The organism is Streptomyces sp. NPDC048192, from assembly GCF_043202415.1.
GTDB lineage: Bacteria > Actinomycetota > Actinomycetes > Streptomycetales > Streptomycetaceae > Streptomyces.
The window spans coordinates 35099-52306 of record NZ_JBIDAL010000011.1 but is presented as its reverse complement, the minus strand read 5'-3'; the positions used below and the strand labels follow the sequence as shown (position 1 = coordinate 52306).

16 protein-coding genes are annotated in these 17208 nt (G+C 72.8%); 1 reads left to right on the top strand and 15 read right to left on the bottom strand.

Annotation, left to right across the window (positions count from 1 at the left end):
* Positions 1-92: 92 nt before the first annotated feature.
* The 3 genes from ACGFZN_RS24270 to ACGFZN_RS24260 all read right to left on the bottom strand — a co-directional run bounded on the left by ACGFZN_RS24270 (position 93) and on the right by ACGFZN_RS24260 (position 3741).
* The gene (locus tag ACGFZN_RS24270; RefSeq protein WP_393860571.1) at positions 93-1352 is read right to left on the bottom strand and encodes a nucleotide sugar dehydrogenase; all 1260 of its coding nucleotides are present in this window, start codon (positions 1350-1352) and stop codon (positions 93-95) included.
* Positions 1353-1478: 126 nt separating this feature from the next.
* Entirely contained in the window at positions 1479-1787 is a 309-nt protein-coding gene (locus tag ACGFZN_RS24265) for a hypothetical protein (protein ID WP_393860570.1), read from the bottom strand.
* 199 nt (positions 1788-1986) lie between these two features.
* Entirely contained in the window at positions 1987-3741 is a 1755-nt protein-coding gene (locus tag ACGFZN_RS24260) for a tannase/feruloyl esterase family alpha/beta hydrolase (RefSeq protein ID WP_393860569.1), read from the bottom strand.
* Between the two features lie 288 nt (positions 3742-4029).
* Here ACGFZN_RS24260 and ACGFZN_RS24255 point away from each other — a divergent pair, with 288 nt between their 5' ends.
* Complete coding sequence (locus ACGFZN_RS24255) at positions 4030-4956, top strand: hypothetical protein (protein WP_393860568.1); 927 nt, start codon at positions 4030-4032, stop codon at positions 4954-4956.
* A gap of 32 nt (positions 4957-4988) precedes the next feature.
* On the opposite strand, the gene ACGFZN_RS24250 is transcribed toward ACGFZN_RS24255, so the two are convergent.
* The 12 genes from ACGFZN_RS24250 to ACGFZN_RS24195 form a co-directional block, all read right to left on the bottom strand.
* A complete protein-coding gene (locus tag ACGFZN_RS24250) occupies positions 4989-6272 on the bottom strand; it encodes an FAD-dependent oxidoreductase (protein ID WP_393860567.1) in 1284 nt (427 codons plus the stop codon).
* A gap of 218 nt (positions 6273-6490) precedes the next feature.
* Complete coding sequence (locus tag ACGFZN_RS24245) at positions 6491-7465, bottom strand: L-threonylcarbamoyladenylate synthase (protein WP_393860566.1); 975 nt, start codon at positions 7463-7465, stop codon at positions 6491-6493.
* A 100-nt stretch (positions 7466-7565) separates the two neighbouring features.
* Positions 7566-8354, bottom strand: coding sequence for a gamma-glutamyl-gamma-aminobutyrate hydrolase family protein (locus ACGFZN_RS24240; RefSeq protein WP_393860565.1), 789 nt, complete (start codon positions 8352-8354; stop codon positions 7566-7568).
* Positions 8351-9868, bottom strand: a complete 1518-nt coding sequence (locus tag ACGFZN_RS24235; RefSeq protein WP_393860564.1) for an aldehyde dehydrogenase — start codon at positions 9866-9868, stop codon at positions 8351-8353. The genes ACGFZN_RS24240 and ACGFZN_RS24235 overlap by 4 nt, the downstream gene beginning before the upstream one ends.
* Positions 9865-10584, bottom strand: a complete 720-nt coding sequence (locus ACGFZN_RS24230; protein ID WP_393860563.1) for a gamma-glutamyl-gamma-aminobutyrate hydrolase family protein — start codon at positions 10582-10584, stop codon at positions 9865-9867. The genes ACGFZN_RS24235 and ACGFZN_RS24230 overlap by 4 nt, the downstream gene beginning before the upstream one ends.
* Positions 10581-11318: a substrate-binding periplasmic protein gene (locus ACGFZN_RS24225; protein WP_393860562.1), complete on the bottom strand. Its 738-nt coding sequence runs from the start codon at positions 11316-11318 to the stop codon at positions 10581-10583. Before ACGFZN_RS24225 ends, ACGFZN_RS24230 begins: the two co-directional genes overlap by 4 nt.
* Entirely contained in the window at positions 11315-12712 is a 1398-nt protein-coding gene (locus tag ACGFZN_RS24220) for a glutamine synthetase family protein (RefSeq protein WP_393860561.1), read from the bottom strand. The genes ACGFZN_RS24225 and ACGFZN_RS24220 overlap by 4 nt, the downstream gene beginning before the upstream one ends.
* Before the next feature lie 21 nt (positions 12713-12733).
* Entirely contained in the window at positions 12734-13954 is a 1221-nt protein-coding gene (locus ACGFZN_RS24215; protein WP_393860560.1) for an NAD(P)/FAD-dependent oxidoreductase, read from the bottom strand.
* 1 nt (position 13955) lies between these two features.
* Entirely contained in the window at positions 13956-14144 is a 189-nt protein-coding gene (locus tag ACGFZN_RS24210; RefSeq protein WP_393860559.1) for a ferredoxin, read from the bottom strand.
* Positions 14145-14197: 53 nt separating this feature from the next.
* The gene (locus tag ACGFZN_RS24205; RefSeq protein WP_393860558.1) at positions 14198-15403 is read right to left on the bottom strand and encodes a cytochrome P450; all 1206 of its coding nucleotides are present in this window, start codon (positions 15401-15403) and stop codon (positions 14198-14200) included.
* 166 nt (positions 15404-15569) lie between these two features.
* A complete protein-coding gene (locus ACGFZN_RS24200; protein ID WP_393860557.1) occupies positions 15570-16319 on the bottom strand; it encodes a cache domain-containing protein in 750 nt (249 codons plus the stop codon).
* Positions 16309-17082 carry a FadR/GntR family transcriptional regulator gene (locus ACGFZN_RS24195; RefSeq protein WP_393860556.1) on the bottom strand — a complete coding sequence of 258 codons (774 nt, stop codon included), beginning with the start codon at positions 17080-17082 and terminating at the stop codon, positions 16309-16311. Before ACGFZN_RS24195 ends, ACGFZN_RS24200 begins: the two co-directional genes overlap by 11 nt.
* Positions 17083-17208 lie beyond the last annotated feature (126 nt).

The following is a 17208-nucleotide window of genomic DNA, read 5'->3' as shown; positions in this document are numbered from 1 at the left end:
TGCCGGCGGCACGCCGGCCGAAGGCGCCGTACGGCGGCGCCGGCTGAGGGAGCGACAGGCTGCGGCTGCGGGCGGCGCAGGGCCCGCCCGGGTCAGAGCAGCGTGACGTTGCTGCCCACGGCCTTGCCGCGGGTGTCCAGCAGGGCGCACCGGGCTCTGCCCAGCGCCTCCCTGGCGTAACAGGCGTGGTCCTGGAGCAGGACCGCCACGTCCGCCTCGTCGAGGGCGGCACGCAGATCCGTGGCGCGGGGCAGCGGCCGGCCGTCCACGGTGAAGTCGGTGACGTACGGGTCGTGGTACGACACGCGGACCCCGGCGGCGAGCAGTTCCGCGGCCACCGGTCTCGCCGGTGTCTCCCGTACGTCGGCCACGTCGGCCTTGTAGGTGACGCCGAGCAGGAGGACGTGTGTGCCCTCGGTCCGGCCGCGGGCCTCGCCGAGCAGGGCCAGGGCCCGGTCCACGACATGCCGCGGCATATGGGTGAGCACTTCGTGCGCGGCCGCCAGCATGCGGAAGGGGAAGCCCTGGGACTCGGCCCGCGCGGCCAGATAGCGGGGATCGACGGGGATGCAGTGCCCGCCTACGCCGGGGCCGGGGGTGAACGGTGCGAACCCGAAGGGTTTGGTCGCGGCGCAGTGCAGGACGTCCCAGACGTCGATGCCGGTCCGGTGGCAGAACAGCGCGACCTCGTCGGCCAGGGCGATGTTGACGTAGCGGTAGGTGTTCTCCAGGAGTTTGGCCATCTCCGCCTCCCGCGTGCCGCGGGCGACGACGAGCTGGTCGACGAACCGCCCGTAGAAGGCGGTGGCGTACTTGGTGCACAGCGCGGTGCAACCGCTCACGATCTTCGGGGTGTTGGCGACTCCCCAGGTGGGGTTGCCAGGGTCGATGCGCTGCGGCGAGTACGCCAGGTGGAAGTCCTCGCCCGCGCGCAGGCCGCTGCCGTGCTCCAGCAGCGGCCTGACGACGTCCTCGGTGGTGCCGGGGTAGCTGGTGGACTCCAGCACGACGAGCATGCCGGTCCGCAGCCGGGCCGCGACGGCCCTGGACGCGTCCTCCACCGCGGACAGGTCGGGTAACCCCTGCGGGGTGAGCCCGGTCGGCACACAGATCACCACGGTCTGCGCGCCGTCCAGGACCGCGGGGTCGGTGGTGGCGCGGAAACCGGCGCCCAGCATGGCCGCGACGTCCGTGTCCGAGACGCCGCCGACATGCGAGCGGCCCTCGGTGAGACCGGACACCACCGTGCCGGACACGTCGTATCCGGCGGTGGCGAGGCCGGCCGAGAGCGCGGCGCGGGCGAGCGGTAAGCCGACATGGCCGAGCCCCATGACGACGACGTCGACGGTCATGTGCAGCAGTTCTCCTGGTGTGAAGGGGAAACGCAGGGCGGACGGCGCCTGGTTGGGTGGGTCCGGGTGGTCCGGATGGTCCGGGTGGTGACTCGATCGGCGGAGGAGTTCTGTCCGCTTTTCACGTCAGGCGGAGAAGCTGCCGCTGCCGGGCGCCACGTGCGCTCCGTATCCCGGTTGCACGGTGAGGCCGGGGGTCAGACAGAACGGGTCGCCGTAGACCGTGACCGGGCGGTCGGTGCGGTTCGTCAGCACATGTGCGTCCACGGGGAGTTTTTGGCAGCCGTGCGGATCCTGATAAACGGACAGCGGCACGAATTCGTTTCTGAATACGACGACCTCATTGGAATCCGCCGCCACGGCCGTACCGGAAGCCGCAACTCCCGCGAGCAGCACGCTGCTCGCTGCAATCCCGAAAATCCTGGTGATGCGCACGGTCAACCTCCATCGGGGTGCGTCCCTGTGATCATTCTCCGCACGAGAAGGTCGACCTAATCTCCTGTTCTTCGGCATGCGCCCGAATCAGCTATATCGTCAAATCACATTGACGTATGCGGGGGGCTGACGCGACTTGAGGGTCTGGTGGGAATGGCGACGCCGCCGGAGATCCGGCGGCGTCGACGGTTCGTGTTGTTTACGCCTTGCCGTGAGTGACGACCCATGTGCCGTGCAGCCAGGCGCCCGTCGTCTCATAGCCGGAGCGGAAGGAGCCGAGCCAGTTCAGCGTCAGGCCGGACTCCGCCTGGGAGAGCACGGGTGTGTAGCTGCCGGCCTCGTCGGAGGGCCCGCCGGTGGTGTTCTTGGCGACGTAGGGGAAGGGGTAGGCCGGACGGGAGGCGGTGGCGGTGCCGTCGCTGCCGGCCGACGCGGTCAGCAGGCTCTTGGGGGCCGTTCCCTTGGTGACCCAGTCGACCAGGGCCGTCAGCGCGTCGAACGAGTCCGGGCCCTGTCCGCCGCCGCAGTGCGCGACGCCGGGCAGGAGGAAGAGCCGGGCGAAGTCCTCGGTCGCCGAAGTGCCGCCCATCGTCTTCGTCACCGCCTTGTAGTAGGCCAGGGTGCCGACGGCCGGGATGTGCTGGTCGGCCAGGCCGTGCCACAGGATGAGCTTGCCGCCGGAGGCCTTGAACGCCTTCAGATCGGGGTCCGTCGCGTCGTACATGCCCTCGTTCGGCGTCATGATCTTCTTGAAGGACGCGTCGGTGAACCGGACGTCCTTGTGCGTCAGTCCGGGACGCGGATCGTCGAAGACCAGGTAACGCAGCGCGTCCTGGACAAAGTTGATGTCGCCGGTGGTGCCCGTCGCCGTGGCCGGCACGATGATGCCGGCCCAGTTCAGCTCCGAGCCGCGCAGTTGGTAGCCCGGGTACAGCAGCCGCCCGCGTTCGTCGGTCGGCCCCGCGTAGATGCGGCGCAGGGTGGTGACCTGGTCCGCGGTCAGACAGAAGTCGCCGGCCGTGGCGGTCTGCCCGGCGGCGCACTTGATGGACGCGGGGTCCCAGGTGCAGGCGAGGGGAACGGCGATGATCCCGTCGGTGGCGCCGCAGCCCTTGAGCACCGCCTGGTGCAGCGGGGCCAGGTCGGCGATGGTGAGGGTGGCGGGCCCGCCGTGCAGGAAGACGGACTGGGCGGTCCAGGCGTGCGAGAAGGTGTTCAGCGCGGTGAAGTTGTTGGCCGGCGCCCCGGCGATGATGCCGTCGAAGTCGTCAGGGTAGCGCTGGGCCTCGGTCAGGCCCTGGTGGCCGCCCTGGGAGCAGCCGTCGAAATAGGAGTGCGCGGCAGAACGGCCGTAGTACTTCGCGATGATGGCCTTGGCCACCCGCACCAGCTGGTGGTCCGACTTGTAGCCGAAGTCCGCGCGCAGCGTCGGGTCGGTGCCGAACAGCCCGCCGCCCTGGGAGTGGCCCTCGTCGCTGGAGGCCACGGCGAAGGCGCCGTTGGTCAGCGGGACGCATCCCGCTGATGCCGCGGCTTTGTCCGTGCTCACGTTGCCGCACAGGCCGCCGCAGCCGAGCTGGAGGTAGTCGGCCTGCCAGCCGCTCTGGGGCAGCCGCAGCTCGAAGTGGATCTGGGGAGCGATCACGCCCTTGACGTCACAGGCCGCCCAGGAGCCGAGCTTGTTGCTGCCGGCGGCCAGCTGGGTGGCCGAAGTGATCTCGAACGGCGCGTCGGGCACGGCCGCGGCCAGGTCGAGGGAGGCGACGTCCGCGCACGGCATCGCCGGGGGGATGCCGGAGGACGCGTCGCTCACCGTGGCGGCGTGCGCGGGCGCGGAGGTGTGGGCACTGCCGGCCGTGGCGTCGGCGCGCGCCATGCTGATGGCGGCGACGAACACGAGGACGGCGAGAAGGACGGCGGATTTCCCTCTGCGCCAGGAGAAGAGCGCGGGCATGCGCGGGCTCCGTTCGGTGGTGGTGTCGGGATGCCGCCGGCGCCCTGGCCGGAGGTGGCGGGGGTACGGCGCCGGGTCCTGATCGGCGCGCCTCTCCCATGCTCGGGTTCGGCACGGATCTCGTCCCGGGCCTCCCTTTCGGCGTGGCAGCGGTCTGCTGCGGCGGCACGCCAGGAACGTAGTCCGCCGATCACCGTGAGGCAATAGTGTCGACGAGATTGTTGACGATTTGGAGGCTGAGTAGCAGTACTCATGTGCGTCGGCAGGCCGCCTGGCAGGCTCCGCGGCATGACACGTGGCAGAGGGGCGCGGACCGCCCTCCATCTCTTCCTGGTGTGGGCGGTGACGGCGGCCGCGATGCCCGTGCTCGGCTTCGAACTGCTGGTGTCGGCCTGGGGCGGCGGCACCGGGGCGGTGGTGCCGGTCCTCGCGTTGGGCGTGCCGCTGACGGTGGGGCTCCTGGCGCTGGCGGGTGCATCGGCGAGGACCGTGGTGCCGCTGTGCGGGTCGGTGCCGGGACGGCTCGGCTGGGCGGTCCTGGTGTTCGGCCTCGGCACGCTCGGCGTCCTGGCCGGCCTGGCCGGCTACGGCAAGCAGGTCGATCTGGGAAGCGCGGGCACCCGGGTCGCGCTGACGGGCGTGCCCTACGCGGTCGCCGCGGCGTTCTTCGTGCCCGGCCGATGGGTCCGGCTGGGAGCGGTGGCCGCGCTGGCGGTCGGCGTGGTCTACGGGGGCTTCGTCGGCCCGGCGCAGGCGCAGCACCGCCGGCACACGGCTCAGATGGCGCGCTACCGGGAACATCGCCAACTGCTCTACACCGGCGCCGCACCACCCGGAATGCGCATGTCCCGTGCCGTGGTCGGGCCCGCCTACTTCAGCGTCGACTACCGGCCCGTACGGGCGGGTTACGAGTCGGGGTACGTGGGCCTCGTGGTGCGTCCGCCGCTCACGCCGGCACTGCGCTGTCCGCGCCCCGCGCAGAAGGGCGAGACCTGCACCGTGGACGTGCACGGCGAGATGCGCGTCGTCCGCAGCTTCCCCGGCGGCGCCCGCGCGTTCACTCTCACCCGCCGCCACCACGGCGCGGAGTTCGAAGTCACCAGCCAGTCCGTCGGCGAACCTGCCCTGCGCCGTCTCCTGGACACACTCCACCCGCTGTCGGACGCGGAGTTGGAGGCACTGATGCGGGACAAGGCGATCAGCGAGGGCTACTGAGCCACGCGGGGCCTTCGCTGATCGCCGGTCGGTCAGGTGCGGATCGCTCGCGCGAGGGCGTCGTGCGCGATGCGTGTGGCCGCGAAGCGGGTTCCCGCCACGAAGCGCAGCATCGGGCCGAACGTGGGGGCGGCGAGGGAGCCGGTGAAGTACAGGCCGGGTACGGAGGACTCGAACCGGCTGCTCAGCCGGGGCGCGTTCGAACCGGGTACGCACTCGACGTCGCGGAGCACCGCCGGGCGGAGGAAGGGAAGGGTGGCGAGGTCGAGGCGGTATCCGGTGGCGGCCAGCACATGATCGACGGTCAGGGTCTCCGGCTCGCCGCCCGGCCCGGCCAGTTCCAGGCGGGCTTCCGTCCCGGCCGCCTCGGCGCGGACGACGCGGCATGCGGTGCGGACCGGCACCACGCCCTCGACCCGGTCGCGCAGCCACCAGCCGCCCGACGGTCCGAGCGCCCGCCGGAACAGCAGCATGCGCGCCGCGGCCGGCAGGCGCCGCACGGCCCCGGGCGCCCCGCACACCGCCGCCAGCGTCCAGCCGGGCCCCAGCGGAGAAGCGGGCCGGGCGAGCCGTCGCAGGGTGGGCCTGCCCGGCTGCGGCACCGATCCCCAGCGGACCTTCCGCTCCCGCACCAGCACCTGCACCCGGGCCCCGGCTTCGTGCATGAGCGCGGCGCTCTCGAGTGCGGACTGACCGCCCCCGACGACCGCGACCCGTTGTCCGGCGAAGCAGGAGAGGTCGCTGTGGTGACTGGTGTGCGACAGCAGGGCCCCGGGGCCGATCCCCTCGGGGGCCAGGTGCTGTAATGCGGCGGGCACGTGCGCCAGCCCGTTCAGGCCGGTGGCCACCACCACGGCGGCCGCCGCGATGTTCCGGCCGTCCTCCAGCCGGACGCTCAGGCCGCTGAGGTCCTCCGCGTGGTCGACGCCCACGACGCGGACCGGATCGACGTCACCGACGTACTGTTTCTGAAACCACTGGCCGTAGCGTACGAACACCTCGCAGGGGATCGGCGTCAGTTCGGTCAGCTCCGGCTCGCCGTGCAGGCGCCGGAACTCCGCCAGCCGGCCGCCGGGCTCCGGGGCCGACAGATCCACGGCGTCCGGCGTGGACTTCAGGAACATCCCGGTGGCCATCGCATGCCGCCAGCTGCCCATCACCTCGCCGAGGACCTGTACGGAGACCCCGGCGGCCCGTAGATGTGCCGCCACCGACAGCCCGTAGGGGCCGGCGCCCACCACGACCCACGGAAGCCCGCGGTGGCCGTCGGCCACCCCCCTGCGGGCAGGGCGCTGCCCGGAAAGCGACTGCGTCATGCATCCCCCACCGATCGACCGCCGCCCCTCCCCAGGGCCGCGCGTCACCTCGGGACGCCCTGCCGGTCCGTCACCGGCGCAGGGCTCCCCCCTCCGCGCCTCAGTCTGCCCGGACTCGCGGAACACACCCGCGGAATGAACACGCCTTGACCAAAATCTGGTCGAAGCGCCACAACCGCCCCGGCGCGCCGGTGGTGAACAGGGAGGGTACGACCGCCTCAGGAGGGCCGGGGTCCCGCAGCGCGGCGGAGCCGGTTGGCGATCGCCAGGCCCAGTCCCTCCTCCACCGGCAGGGACGCGACGATGAGGTCGCACCCGCGCTCGTCCAGCTCGCGCAGGAACCCGTACAGCCGCTGCGCGTAGGCGGCCGTCGAACCGGGGACCGCCACCACCGCGTGCGCCTTCACCGGGGCGTCGGCGAGGGACGGGGGAAGGAAGACGCCGACCTTGTGCCCCAGCTCCTGCGCGAGCTCCGCCTCGATGACGACCTTCTCCGGCTCGACGAGGACGACCCGCGCCCGCGGCGCGTAGTGCGAGGGATGCTGGCCCGGCACCCGGACACGGCTCGTCGAGGGCACCGCGATCGGGCGGCCCAGGACCGCTTCGAGGTCCTCGCGCGTCACCCCGCCCGGCCGGAGGATGCTCGGTGTGTCGCCCGTCATGTCGACGATGGTCGACTCGACGCCGACCTCGCAGGAGCCGCCCTCCAGCACGAAGTCGACGGCGTCGCCGAGTTCCGCCCGGACGTGGTCCGCCGTGGTGGGGCTGACCGAGCCGAAGCGGTTGGCGGACGGAGCCGTGACACCGCCGCCGAACGCCGACAGCAGCGCGAGAGCGACGGGATGGTCGGGGACGCGCACGGCCACCGTCTCCAGTCCGCCCGTGGCCTCCAGGGGCACCCGCCGGCCGCGCCGCAGGACCAGCGTGAGGGGACCCGGCCAGAAGTGTTCGGCCAGCAGGCGCGCGGTCGCGGGCACGTCCGCGACCCAGTCGTCCAGGTGCTGGGCGCCGCCGATGTGGACGATCAGCGGGTGGGACGGCGGGCGTCCCTTCACCTGGAAGATGCGCGCGACGGCGGCGGGGTCCTCGGCGTTGGCGCCCAGGCCGTAGACGGTTTCGGTCGGGAGAGCCACGAGGCCCCCGGCGCGCAGGACCTCGGCCGCCTTCTCGATGTCACTGGTTCGTGCTGTCACTCTGCCGATTCTCTCACTGTTCCGCACCCCCTCTGCCTGCACCGCCGACGGACGCGGCGGGCTCGCGGAACCGCGGCCCCGGAAGGCCCGTCCGCCGGTCTCAGGCCGTGTGCGGCCGGTCCGCGCAGGCGTCCACGAACCCGGCGAAGAGGCGGCGCCGGTGATCGTCGGACCCGTCCGGGTCCTCGGGGTGCCACTGCACGCCCACCACCCACCGCTCGAGGTGCTCGACCGCCTCGATCACCCCGTCCTCCGCGTGCGCCACCGCGACGAGCCCGTCGCCGGTCCCGGCCACCGCCTGGTGGTGGCCGGAGCGCACGGTCAGCGGGCCGGCGCCGGCGAGCGTGGCCAGGCGCGAGTCCTGAGCCACGGTCACCTTCTCGTCCAGAAAGAGGGGCTCCCCCGGACCGCCGCGGTGCAGCCGGTGGTCCTCCAGGTCGGGGACCAGCGTGCCGCCGAAGGCGACGTTGATCAGCTGCGAGCCACGGCAGACACCGAGCACCGGTCGCCGCGCGGCGGTCGCCGCCCGGACGGCGGCGATGCAGTGGTCGTCCGCCCGGCGGTCCACGCCGTAGGAGTTGGGCAGCGGCCCGGCGGCCCCGTACAGCTCCCCGTCCACGTCACCGCCGCCGAGGAGCAGCAGTCCGTCGAAGCCGGCGGTCTCCGCCGGGTCGCCCAGGGCGCCGGCGGAGGTGTCCACCAGCTCGTAGCGGGCGCCCAGGGCGCGCAGCGTGCCCAGCGCGGTGCGGGTGAAGCGCCGTACGAGGTCGGCAACAGGCTCGGTCAGATCCGGGAAGTTCAGCGAGACCAGGACCGCGATCCGCGGACCGCCGGCCGGGGCCGCGCCGTGCGGCTCGACCTCCCGCCGGCGCACGACCGCGGCGGTCACAGCTTGATCCAGGTGGTCTTGAGCTGGGTGTACTTCTCCAGCGCGTGCAGCGACTTGTCACGGCCGAAGCCGGACTGGGCGTAGCCACCGAACGGCACCGTGATGTCACTGTCGTCGAAGCAGTTGACCCAGACCGTGCCGGCCCGAACGGCCCGCGCCATCCGGTGCGCGGTGGACAGGTCCCGGGTCCACACCGCGGCGGCCAGGCCGTAGTCGGTGCCGTTGGCGATCCGCACGGCGTCCTCGGCGTCCTCGAACTCGATGACCGCGAGCACCGGGCCGAACACCTCCTGCCGGGCGATGCGCATCCCGGGGTCGACCCGGTCGAAGACGGTCGGCTCCACGTAGCAGCCGCCGGTCCCGGTGAGCACCCGGTTGCCGCCGAGCACCGTCCGCGCGCCGTCCTCCACGGCCCCCCGGACATGGCCGAGGACCCGCTCCAGGTGCTTCTCCTCCACCAGGGCGCCGACCTCGGTCCGCGGGTCGAGCGGGTCGCCCACCACGGTCCGGCTCGCCTCCCGCACCACCAGGTCGAGCAGCTCGTCCTTGACGGAGCGGTGCACCAGCAGGCGTGAGCCCGCCGAGCACACCTCGCCCTGGTTGAAGAAGATGCCCCCCGCGACCGCCTTGGCGACCACCGCCAGGTCGGGCGCGTCGGGGAGCACGATCTGCGGCGACTTCCCGCCCAGCTCGAGAGAGACCTGCTTGAGGTTCGACTCGGCCGCGTACCGCATGAACAGCCGCCCGACCTCCCCGGACCCGGTGAAGGTGATCGCGTCGACGTCCGGGTGGCGGCCGAGCGCGGCACCGGCCGTCGGGCCGAAGCCGGTCACCACGTTGAGGATGCCGTCCGGGACGCCGGCCTCGGTGGCCAGTTCGGCGAAGCGCAGCGCGGTGAGCGGGGACTGCTCGGCCGGCTTGAGGACCACCGCGTTGCCCACGGCGAGGGCGGGCGCGATCTTCCAGACGGCCATCATGAGCGGGAAGTTCCAGGGCACCACGGCGCCGACGACGCCGAGCGGCTCCCGGGTGACCGTGGCGAGGACGTCCCGTGCGGTGGGCGCCACCTCGTCGTACTGCTTGTCGGCGGCCTCGGCGTAGAAGTCCAGGGTCTGCACCGTCACCCGCAGGTCCACCGCGAGGGCGTGGGCGAAGGGCTTGCCCATGTCGACGCTCTCCAGCAGCGCCAGTTCCTCGGCGTGCTCCTCGACCAGCCGGGCCAGCCGCTGCAGCACCACCCGGCGCTGCCTGGGGTGCAGGCCGGACCACACGCCGCTGTCGAAGGCGCGGCGGGCGTCGGCCACGGCGCGGTCGACGTCCTGGGCGCCGCCCTCGGCGACCCGTGCGATCACGCGCCCGTCGCGCGGCGAGATCCGCTCGAAGGTCGCGCCGTCGAGGGCGTCCACCCGCTGTCCGCCGATGTAGAGCCGGGTCGCCGGGGACAGGCCGGCGAACCGCTGGTGAAGTTCGTCACGCCGAGCCAGGGCCTCGGCGGTGTCGAGGGTCGCGGTCATGCGGCGACCTCCTTTCGGTCTCGGGCACGGTCGATCAGGTCGGCGAAGAGCGCGGCGTCCTGCGGGGAGGTGGCCGCCAGGTCCTCCGGGTGCCACTGCACGGCCAGCAGGTCGGCGGTGGTGTGCTCCAGGGCCTCTACACAGCCGTCGGCGGACCGGGCCGTCACGCGCAGTCCACGGCCGACCCGGTCCACCGCCTGGTGGTGGTACGAGGAGACAGTGAAGGTCCGCGGGCCGACCACCGCTTCCAGGCGTGAGCCGGGGACGGGCGTGACCTCGTGCGCCGCGTCGAGGTGCTCGACCCGACCCGGCGGAAGGTGCTGGACCAGGGTGCCGCCGCAGACGGTGTTGACCGCCTGCAGACCGCGGCAGATCGCCAGCGCAGGAAGTCCGAGGTCCAGCACGGCGCGGGCGGCGGCCAGGTCGAGCGCGTCCTGCTCGGCGTGGTCGGGGGACGTCCGCGGGTGCCGGTCCTGGCCGTAGTGCGCGGGGTCGAGGTCGGATCCGCCGGGCAGGACCACGCCGGCGAAGCGGGACAACCGCAGGGGCAGTTCGGGCAGCCGGCCGCGGTCGGCGCCGTGCAGGACGAGGGGTTCGCCGCCGTTCGCGAAGACCGCCTCGCAGACCGCCTCGGCCGCGACGGTGGCGCTGAACCGCAGCCCGGAGACGGCGGCGGCGCGCCGGCCGACGACGAGGATCAGCGGCCGTGCGCTCACCGCTCCCCCTCGCCGTCGAAGGGGTGCTCCCGCTCGCCGTCGAAGGGGTACTCCAGCGCCGGCAGCCATTGCGCCCAGGCCTTGGCCAGCCGTCCGTCCGCGATGATCCGGCCGAGCGCGGCGTCCAGTTGCTCCCGCAGCTCGGGCCGGTCCTTGGCGGTGCCGATGGCCCACCGGTTGCCGGTGCGCACGGTGAAGGCGAGGGCGAAGTCCGGATGGCCGCCGAGCGGGACGAACACCACGTCGTCGTCGACGACCGCGTCCACCTCTCCGGTGCGCAGCGCCCGCAGCATGTCGCCGAAGACGTCGTCCGAGCCGCCGCCGAAGGCCACGGTGACCGCGCCGGCGAAGGTCTCGGCCAGCGCCATGTTGGTGGAGCCCTCGATCGCGGCGACCCTGCGGCCCTCCAGGTCGGCCGCACCGCGCACGGGATCGCCCCGGCGGACGAGGACCGACTCGTGGAAGACGGCGTACGGGCGGGTGAAGTCCACCAGCGCGGCGCGGGCCTCGGTGACGCCCTGCCCGCACAGCACGGCGTCCGCCTCGCCGCGCCGTACGGCGGGGAGCATCTCCGCCCAGGGCAGGCAGACCCATTCCAGCGGGCGTCCCAGCTCGGCGGCGACCAGTTCGCCGACCGCCGGCTCGTAGCCGCGCCGGCCGGCCACCGGGTCGGCGAGGTGGAACAGCGGCGGCGCATCGGAGTCGATGCAGGCCAGGCGCAGCGGCGCGGTCACGGGGCCTCCTCCGCGTACATCATGTGCTCCCAGTCGGTGACGGCGCCGCAGAACCGGGCCCACTCGTCGCGCTTCAACTCGCTGTAGAGCTCGACGAGTTCCGAGCCGAGCGCGGTCTTGACGACCTCGTCGGCGGCGAACGCGTCCAGCGCCTCCCCGAGGGTCAGCGGCAGCTTCGCGAAGGCGACCTCGCCGGCATAGCTGGAGCCGCGCTGGGCCGGTCCCGGGTCGATCCGGTTGTCCAGTCCGTCCTCGATGGCGGCGAGCAGCACGGCGTGCGACAGATACGGGTTGACCATGGCGTCCGGCAGCTTGAACTCCAGCCGCCCGTTGGCGGACAGGCGCACGGTGCAGGTCTTGTTGTCCATGCCCCAGTTGATCTGGGACGGCGCGAACTGGCCCGAATCCCAGTACCGCTTGTAGGAGTTGACGGTGGGGCCCATGACGGCCATGGCGCCCGCGGCGTGGGTGAGGATGCCGCCGAGGGCGTGCCGTCCGGTCTCGGTGAGGTGCAGTTCCCGCACTCCCGGTTCGGCGAGCACGTTCTGCTCGCCGCGCCACAGGCTGAGGTTGTGGTGGCAGCCGTTGCCCATCATGCCGGTGGCGGGCTTGGGCATGAAGCTCGCCGTCACGCCGAGTTCGCGGGCCACCTGGCGGCAGATCTGCCGGTAGACGATCAGCCGGTCTGCGGTGAGGTCGGCGTGGTCGTACATCCAGTTCAGTTCGAGCTGGCCGGGGTCCTCGTAGTCGCCCTCGATCATGTCCAGGCCGAGGGCACGGGCGTAGCCGATGACCTTCTGGTAGATCGGGCGGTACCGCTCCAGGTGGTCCACGTGGTAGGCCGGGCTGGAGCCGGGGCGGAACCGGGCGTCCAGGCCGGGGCCGCTCCAGGTCATCTCGGGCTCGCAGCCGGTGCGCAGTTCCAGGCCGGTGCGCTCGGTGAAGCCGGCGTGCAGCCGCAGCAGGTTGCCGCGCACGTCGGTGGCGAGCGGCTGCCCGCCGACGCCGGGCCGGTGACCGGGCTCGTAGAGCCGGCAGAAGAAGCGGCCGACGCTGGTGTCCCACGGCAGGACGGCGAAGGTGTCGAGGTCGGGTACGGCGGTGAACTCGGCCGCCTCGACGCCGCCGCCCAGCAGGGTGCCGGCCCGGTCGACCTGGAGGTCGCTGACGGCGGTGCGGTGCAGTTGGACGCCCTTCTCGGCGTTGCGCGCCAGGTGGCCGGCGGGGACGACCTTGCCGACGACACGGCCGGTGACGGTGACGGCCTGGTAGTAGAGGTACTGCACGCCGGACTCGGCGATGCAGGCCTGGATCTCGGCGATCGCGGCCCGGTCGGTGTTGCGCTCGCGGTGCCTGTCCAGCGCGGTCGCGCCTGAGATGACGGTCGATGTCATGGGGTTCCTCGCGGGTGAGGGTCAAGCGGCGGGGACGAGGGCGGTGAAGGCCTCTCGCAGCTCGCGCTGACGGGCGGGAGGGAGGTTGATCGCGACGGTGCCCACGTGCGCGGACCGCCGGTGGTAGGTGGCCAGCACGCCGCCGGCGAGGTGGTCCGGGTCGCCCTCGTGCCAGCGCACCTCGTCGGCGAGGGCGGGCGAGCCGAAGCTCTGGAACCGCAGGTCCAGCTGATCGCTCCAGAAGGAGGGGACCGGGGTGAAGGGGGCGGGGTCGGGTTCCCGGCCGGCCAGCTGCGCGGTCAGGGTGGCCGCCGCCCGCTTGGCCGTGTCGGCGGGGATGGACCAGTGCTCGACGCGGCGCGGCAGGTCGTCGAAGAGGGGGTTGGGGAAGCGGGCGATGTCGCCGACGGCGACCATCCGGTCGGCGCCGGCGGCCCGGAGCAGGTTGTCGCAGAGGATGCCGTCGCCGAGGTCGAGTCCGGGGTTCCCGGCCAGCCACTCGGTGTTCGGCAGGGAGCCCACGGCTTCGATCACGACGTCGGCGCCGAGGGTGGTGCCGTCGTCGAGGTCGACCGCCGATACCCGGTCCCGGCCGAGGATGCCGGCGACGCACCGGCCGGTGTGGAAGCGGATGCCGGCCGCCTCGTGGTGCCGTTGCACCGCCCGTGCCAGCTCCGCGCCGAGGACCCGGCTCATCGGCGCCCCCGCGGGCTCGATGACGCCGACCCGGCAGCCCAGCCGGAGTGCGGTCGCGGCGACTTCGCAGCCGACGAAGCCGGCGCCGACCACGACCACGCGGGCCTCGGGGCGCAGTGCGCCGCGCAGCGCGACGCAGTCCTCCAGGGTGCGCAGGACGTACCGGCCGGCCGTCGGGCCGGGAAGCGGCAGCCGGCGCGGGCGCAGTCCGGTCGCCGCGACCAGGCCGTCGAAGCCGAGGTCGGTGCCGTCGGACAGGGTCAGCCGGCGCTGCTCCAGGTCGGCGGCGGTGACGGCCCGGCCGAGCCGGAAGTCGACGTCGTCCACCAGGGCCCGGCGCCGGAAGGCCACCGAGGCGTGCAGCTGTTCGGTGGAGCGCTCGCCGGGTGCGGCGAGCGTCTCCTTGGACAGCGGGGGGCGGTTGTAGGGGAGGTGGGGTTCGTCGCCGAGGACGGTGATCGGGCCGGTGTGTCCGGCCGCCCTGAGCTGCTCGGCCGTGCGCAGGCCGGCCAGGGAGGCGCCGACGACGGCGATGCGGGCGGGCATCTCAGTCCTTGACGAGGATGGCCTGGACGGGGCAGACGTCCGCCGCTTCCTCGACCTCGAGGCGCTGGGAGTCGTCGGGGCTGCCGTTCCAGACGAGCTTGCCCTCCTCGTCCATCTGGAAGACGACGGGCGCGGCGATCGCGCACTGGCCGTGGTCCTGGCACTTGGCCAGGTCGACGATGACCTGCATGGCAGGGCTCCTCTCGGAGGGCCGCCGGGGCGGCCGGGGTCGGGGTGGGCCGCTCAGGCGGCCGGGGTGAAGGTGAGGGGCAGGCGGATCGGGCCGGTGTTGCCGGAGTCCGGCAGCCATGCGTCCCCGCCGGCCGGGCGCGGGTCGCGCAGGCGCCGGGCGAGCAGCGGCAGCGCCTCGCTCATGTCGCTGCGGGCGACGAAGTGGCCGAGGCAGTGGTGCGCGCCGCCGCCGAAGCCGAAGTGCGGCTTGCGTTCGGCGGTGATGTCGAAGGAGGGGTCGCCGAAGACCCGGGGGTCGGTGCCGGCGGACTCGCTGAAGAGGTGGACGGTGGTGCCCGCCGTGATCTCGAGGTCCTGGAAGGTGAAGTCCTCGCGGGCCTCGCGGGTCACCCAGGTGACGGTGGGGTTGACCCGCATGACCTCCTCGACGGCCTTGCCGCCCAGCTCCGGCCGTTCGGCGAGCAGCCGCCACTGGCCGGGGTGGCGCATGAAGGTCTGCATGGCCAGTCCGAGCTGGTTGCGGGTGGTGTCGAAGCCGCCGAAGATCAGCAGCAGCAGTCCGTCGCGCAGCTCCGTGGCGGTGAGGCTGTCGGAGTCGCGGTGGGCGCGGACCAGTGCGGAGACGAAGTCGTCGCGCTCGCTTCGCCGCCGGTCGGCGATCAGCTCGTCCGCGTAGGCGTAGAGGTTCGCCAGCGCCGCCTCGATCTTCGGCAGGTCCTGGCGGATGGTCACGCCCATGGCGAGGCCGATCGTGGCGGACTCGCGGGCGATCACCGGCCACTCGGACTCGGGGATGCCCAGCATGATGGCGATCACGCGGGCCGCGTAGGGCTCGGCGAACTCGGAGACGAACTCGCAGCGGCCGGGCTCGCGGAAACCGTCGATCAGCTCGCCGGCGAGCGCCTGGAACCGGGGTACCAGTCCGCCGATCAGCTTGGGAGAGAACGCGGGGTTCATCAGCCGGCGGAGCCGGTGGTGTTCCTCGCCCTCCTTGTTGAGCACCCAGCTGGCCCACCAGTCGGCGAACGGGCCCTCGGTGATGCCGTGGTGCGCGGGCCAGGCGGCGGATCCCTGGCGCAGCTTGGGGTGTTTGAGGAGCCGGCTGACCTCGTCGTAGCGCAGGACGGCCAGGCCGTAGTTGGTCCGCGCGTACCAACTGCGTTCGCGTGCCTCGTGCACGGCGTCGGACTTGATGGAGAAGTGCGGGTCGGTGACGTCGAAGTACGGCGCTGCGTCCACTGCGGCGGTGCCCGTCACGGGGCCTCCAGCTGATGGTCGGGGCGGGGTGAGTGGGCCAAATACTCTAAAGCTAGAGTTTGGATGTCAAGGGTGCGATGAAAAAGCGGGGATGAAAAAAGACCGCCACCGCCTGTACGGCGGCGACGGTCAGAGGCGTCGGGTGGGACGCGGCGCGGAAGACCCCCTACTCGGGCCCGGCCAGGCCCAGCACCCAGCCGCTGTCCAGCCCGACCTCGCCAGCCGCGAGGAACTCCCCGTCCCGCGCCTGCGGCACCCGCGCCAGCCGGGACCCCACCAGCCAGCGGGAGGTGTTCGCGGCCACCACCCGGCGTTCCGCGCCGACCAGCACGGCGTCGTGGCCGGCCCGGCGCAGCAGCGCCAGCAGCTGGGGCTCCAGGTCGCTCATGCGCAGGTCCGTCCCGGCCACACCGAGGAAGTCGGCGCCGTCGACCACGGGCACGGTGAAGGTGCAGATGTAGCTGTCCGCGGCGGAGTAGTCCACATAGGGGCCGAACACCGCGCGCGCGAGGTGGTCGCGGGCGGCGGCGTACCAGTCCATCTCGAAGTAGTCGTACACGTCCACGCAGGTCGGGTCCAGGTTGAGCCGCATCGGGACGAAGCCGGCGGCGCCGCGCTGCCACCACTCGATGTGCCGCTCGCGGTCCGGCAGCAGCCCCGGCGCCGCCAGGAAGCCCAGCCCGTCCGCCTCCGGGTGCCCGGTCAGCCACCGCACGACGACCGGTTTGATCCCCGCCAGGTCGGCCACCGAGAAGACGCCGTCCGCCGCCCGCACCTCGCGGCGCCGGCGGACGACCTCGGCGGCGACCTCCTGCGGACCGGCGAACACCTCTCCGAGCAGGTCCCGCACCTGCCGCAGCAGGGTGTCCAGCACCGTGCCCGCGGTGCCGTGCGGCGTGCCGGGCTCAGACTTCATCAGGCACCTCCACAGACTCCTGCTCGACCACCCGGAGATGCAGTTCGATGAGCCGGCGCAGATTGCGCTGCACGTGGCGCTCCGCCAGGGCGCGGGCCCGGTCCCCGTCCTCCTCGGCGATCGCGGTGGCGATGGCGTGGTGCTCGGCGACCACCTCGTCCAGCTCGGCCTCCGACTCGTACGACAGCCAGAGTAGGCCCGCCGTCGAGGACTGCAGATCGACCTCGAGCCGGGTCAGCCGCTCCGACTGCGAGGCGATCGCCACCTCGATGTGGAACCGGCTGTCCGCACGGATGCGCTCGCCGAGCCCCTGGGCCTTGGGCAGCTGTCCGACCAGGCTCAGCAGCCGCCGCAGACTGGCGGCCGAGGCCCGCTCGGCCGCCAGCCGGGCCGAGGCGCCGGACACGGCGAACTGCTCGTCGGCGAGATCCCGCAGCTGGGAGACGGTGACCGCCCGGATGCGGTCCAGCATCGGCTTGCGCGGTGGATTCGCGGGGCGGCGCACGAAGGTGCCGCCCGTGCGGCCGCGGCGGGTCTCCACCAGCCCCTGCTCCCGCAGCACCGCCAGCGCCTCCCGCAGGGTCATCGGCGACACCCCGAGCTGATGGGCGAACTCCACCTCGGTCGGCAGCTGCTCGCCGTCCACCACCAGCCCCAGGTGGATGGCCTCGGTTATCCGCTGCACGACCTCCTCGGTGCGCCCGGCCGCCCTGAGCGGGGAGATCAGCGAAGCACGCATCACGGGTGCGCCCTGTGTCGCCATTTCCCCTCCCCAGGTCAATCCGTCACGGGAAACCCTTGTGCGATAACCCATGCGCTTGTAGCTTTTCGCCACACGTCGCGCCGAGTCCCCGCATCATAGCCAGCCCCGGTCGATGAGTCGGCATCT